General features: G+C 41.2%; 3 protein-coding genes and 1 pseudogene. 1 reads left to right on the top strand and 3 read right to left on the bottom strand.

What is annotated here, in order from left to right; all coding sequences use genetic code 11:
• A partial coding sequence (locus O9290_RS00260) for a PDDEXK family nuclease (protein ID WP_288086572.1) occupies positions 1-388 on the bottom strand: 388 nt, incomplete at its 3' end.
• 481 nt (positions 389-869) lie between these two features.
• Entirely contained in the window at positions 870-1,364 is a 495-nt protein-coding gene (locus O9290_RS00255; protein ID WP_002738874.1) for a hypothetical protein, read from the bottom strand.
• A 612-nt stretch (positions 1,365-1,976) separates the two neighbouring features.
• Here O9290_RS00255 and O9290_RS00250 point away from each other — a divergent pair.
• Positions 1,977-2,807, top strand: a complete 831-nt coding sequence (locus O9290_RS00250) for a hypothetical protein (protein WP_002756806.1) — start codon at positions 1,977-1,979, stop codon at positions 2,805-2,807.
• Between the two features lie 327 nt (positions 2,808-3,134).
• Here the strand turns inward: O9290_RS00250 and O9290_RS00245 are convergent.
• Positions 3,135-3,219, bottom strand: a pseudogene (locus tag O9290_RS00245) (DALR anticodon-binding domain-containing protein); the annotation flags it as partial.

The raw sequence follows: 3,219 nt of genomic DNA, 5'->3' as shown, positions 1-3,219 counted from the left end.
TTTGGAGATTAGAAAAATGCCAGGGAAAAAACAGGAAACTAACAACCACCTCAATCACTAAATCAGGATGTTTTCTATTTGCTACCAATTCATAAGATTCATCACCTTCTCTTTTAACCTTTTCAAATTCATTTTCTAGGGTGACAGAACCAGTAGGAGTAAAATCTAATCCCAAAAATTCTAAATAAATTTCTACTAAAGAAGCAATACGTTTTTTGATAGTTTCGTGTTTTTTCCCTGGCATTTTTCTAATCTCCAAAACTCCATCTAAAAAAGATAACCTTAACCCTGGGCGATCGATTAGCTGTTCAACAGCTTGAAATTCTCTCCAGGTTAAGTCACTAATTAAAATTGGTTCTGCTTCTCGTTCGATTAGTGTAGTTATCATGATTTAAACCCAAATTTAGAGCGTGAATTTTACTCAACATGATATCAGATCAAAACAGATTATCATGAAAAATATCATAGTCTAACAAACTGCCCTTAATCATACCATAGCTAGTAAACCTTTTGAGAATACCAAATCATTGGACTTCTTGTAAAAATCAAAAAGTTGTTAGTATTAGAAGTCAGTAGTCAGGAGAATTAAGAATGAATAATAATCAATTAAATAGTCTATTTACGGATTTTATGCCATTTAATCCTTATTTTTGACGTTTTTGAACCCTCAAAAATTAATCATGCAAGAGACATTATCTATTGCGGTTCTCACACCTGTGTGGCACACTTAAACCTTTGCTAATTAAGCTTTTCAACATCGGTAGTGTACCTCTTGCGAACAGGAAACGCTATAAATTACTTGTTAATACTGCACACTTAAAACTCAAATCTGATAACTGATAACTGATAACTGATAACTGATAACTGTTTTACTCGGCTTTTACCAAACCCTGAGAGCGAATGCAGGCCTGTTCCCAGCGACAATCGGGATTAACTTCCACTGGTTTGAGTCGCGCCCAGATTTCGCCTTGATCATCGGCATAAAAACTATCGATAATAGCAGGAATACGAGTACCAAAAGGTTCGGTAATCAGGACAGAATCGGTCAGATTAAATACTTCGCCATTAGCTCCCGTCGCTTTTTCGATGACGGGAATTTCTGCTTTGGGAATTGGTTTTCGGAATGGAGGAGCCGAATCGAAACGGGGACGGAGAGGAGATTTTATCTCACTACTGACTGATTTTACCGTTTCCTCGGCTGGTTTTTCCTCAATTATTTCTGGAGGGGTTTCCGGGGGTTTGGGGGGTACTGCAGCCCTAGAACCCTTTTTAATAATTTGTAGAGGTTGTAGAGGAGGAGTGGTTTTAATTGGCTCTTCGGGGGGTTCAGGGGTGCTAGGGGTTTTCTTCGGGGGACGTGGCATGATACGACAAGGAAAATAAAAACTATAGGATTATTGAAGCACATCGAGCCGCTAACCTGCTCGACCGGCGCTTGTGTCAATAGATATCTAGGGTTTGCGGCAAAAAGTTTTTCGTAGGGTGTAGGGTGTGGGGTGTGGGGAGCGGATTTTTAAAGTTAGATTGGGAGTTAATCATACTGTTAAAAACGGATTTGGTATGGCTCTTCGGTTGGTGTTATGCAATAGACGGGGGTTATAAGGGATGTAACCCTTATATAGAAAGGCATTTAGCGATTTTTGTCAATTGTTTGTGATCTAGAGCGAACTAATCAATTAAGTCTCTTACCAGATAAGGATTTAGTCGATTTATGCCCCCCTATCGAATCATACCAAGTAACGAAGAACCTTTGGTATTAGTCGATTCCCCTCTCCCCCAACTTATTGAAAAAAATTCTCATTAAGTATTGACAAAAATTCCTAATAAGCTTATAGTTATATATAGTGTTCTCCTCTTAAGGATCGGCAGTGGAACCGCGCGGCAGTCTCTAACAATGCGGTTCCCATTTTTTTTTTGGAACGATAGAAGGCTTTTAACGTCTCTAAACTTCTAGGTTTCCTCATCCTTTGGCTTTTATGAACGATAATTCCGACCTGTACCTCGATCATCTCACCCATGCGGATACTGTCATTACTGCTGAAATTGTCGAGCATGAGAGTCAATCAACAGATGAGACAGATTGGCCGGCTCTATCCTCTCATTTACGTCAACAAAATCAAGAATTACAAGCGGAGATCTGGCGACGGGAGCAAGCTCTCGCAGAACTGCGATCGCGGTTAGCCGAGCAACATCGTCGCTTGCAAAGTTGCGATACCCTAATCCAGCAGCAAAACGAGGAACTGCAATACGAAAAGCAACAATTACAGCGAGCTTTAGGAGAAATCGAACAGTATCGTCAAGCAGAACAACGGCAACCGATGATTATTGCCAATTTGACCGCAGAATTGACCCGCACGCGTCAACAATTAGCCCGTTTAGAGCGAGAATGTGCCTTAATTCAGGAAAGTTATCAGGAAAAAAGCCAAAAACTGTGCAACTATGACCAGCAATTACAGGAATTACGCACCCGTCTTCAACGTCAGCAACGCTACACCCTCCAGTATAAAGCGGCCTTGGCTCAGTATTTCCAGCGCGGTAGCGATCGCAATTCTCCCCCGGATTTAGCCATTGTCGCCAAGGCAGCCGCGATCGAGCCTTGGTCTCAGACAGAGAATCAAGAAAGGGATGAAGTGGCTCCCATGGATGAGTTTTTAGCGGAATTAGAGACAATTGAGCCAGTAGAATCCTTAAATAAGAAAGATAGGGATTGGCCGGCACCTATCATCTCTCCTTCCCCGAAATATTCCTCTTTTCGAGTTGATTTGCCCACTTTTATTAAATATCGCCAAGAAAAAGATAATTCCTGAACAACAGAAAGAGAGCCGGCGACTGTCCATGTTTCGTCTCGGCTCTCTATTCTGGTTCGCTCCTCACACTAATTAAAATCTATCATAAGCTGATGGTTTTGTCCACTAAATTCGTAAAAGTTAATATTTTTATAAGTACCTAAGCAAAATTAATTACACATCCAAGCCGTCAGCAGTTACTCCGTCAGATTCGGCGTGAGCTTTTGTCAAACGCTTTTTGCTGTGATCAGTAAACAGTGAACTAAAAACTCAAATCTGATCCCTGATAGCTGTCTCCCGTCTCCCGTCTCCTGTCTCCTGTCTCCTGTCTCCTGTCTCCTGTCTTCGTTAAAGTTCCGTCATCGGCAGCAGTTGCCATTTTTGACGGAGAAGACGGTTAAGTAGTTTTTGACTGACGCTAATCAGGATTAAT

It is taken from the genome of Microcystis sp. LE19-41.2A, from assembly GCF_027530405.1.
GTDB classification, from domain to species: Bacteria; Cyanobacteriota; Cyanobacteriia; order Cyanobacteriales; family Microcystaceae; genus Microcystis; species Microcystis aeruginosa.
This window is presented reverse-complemented; position numbering and strand designations above follow the sequence as displayed.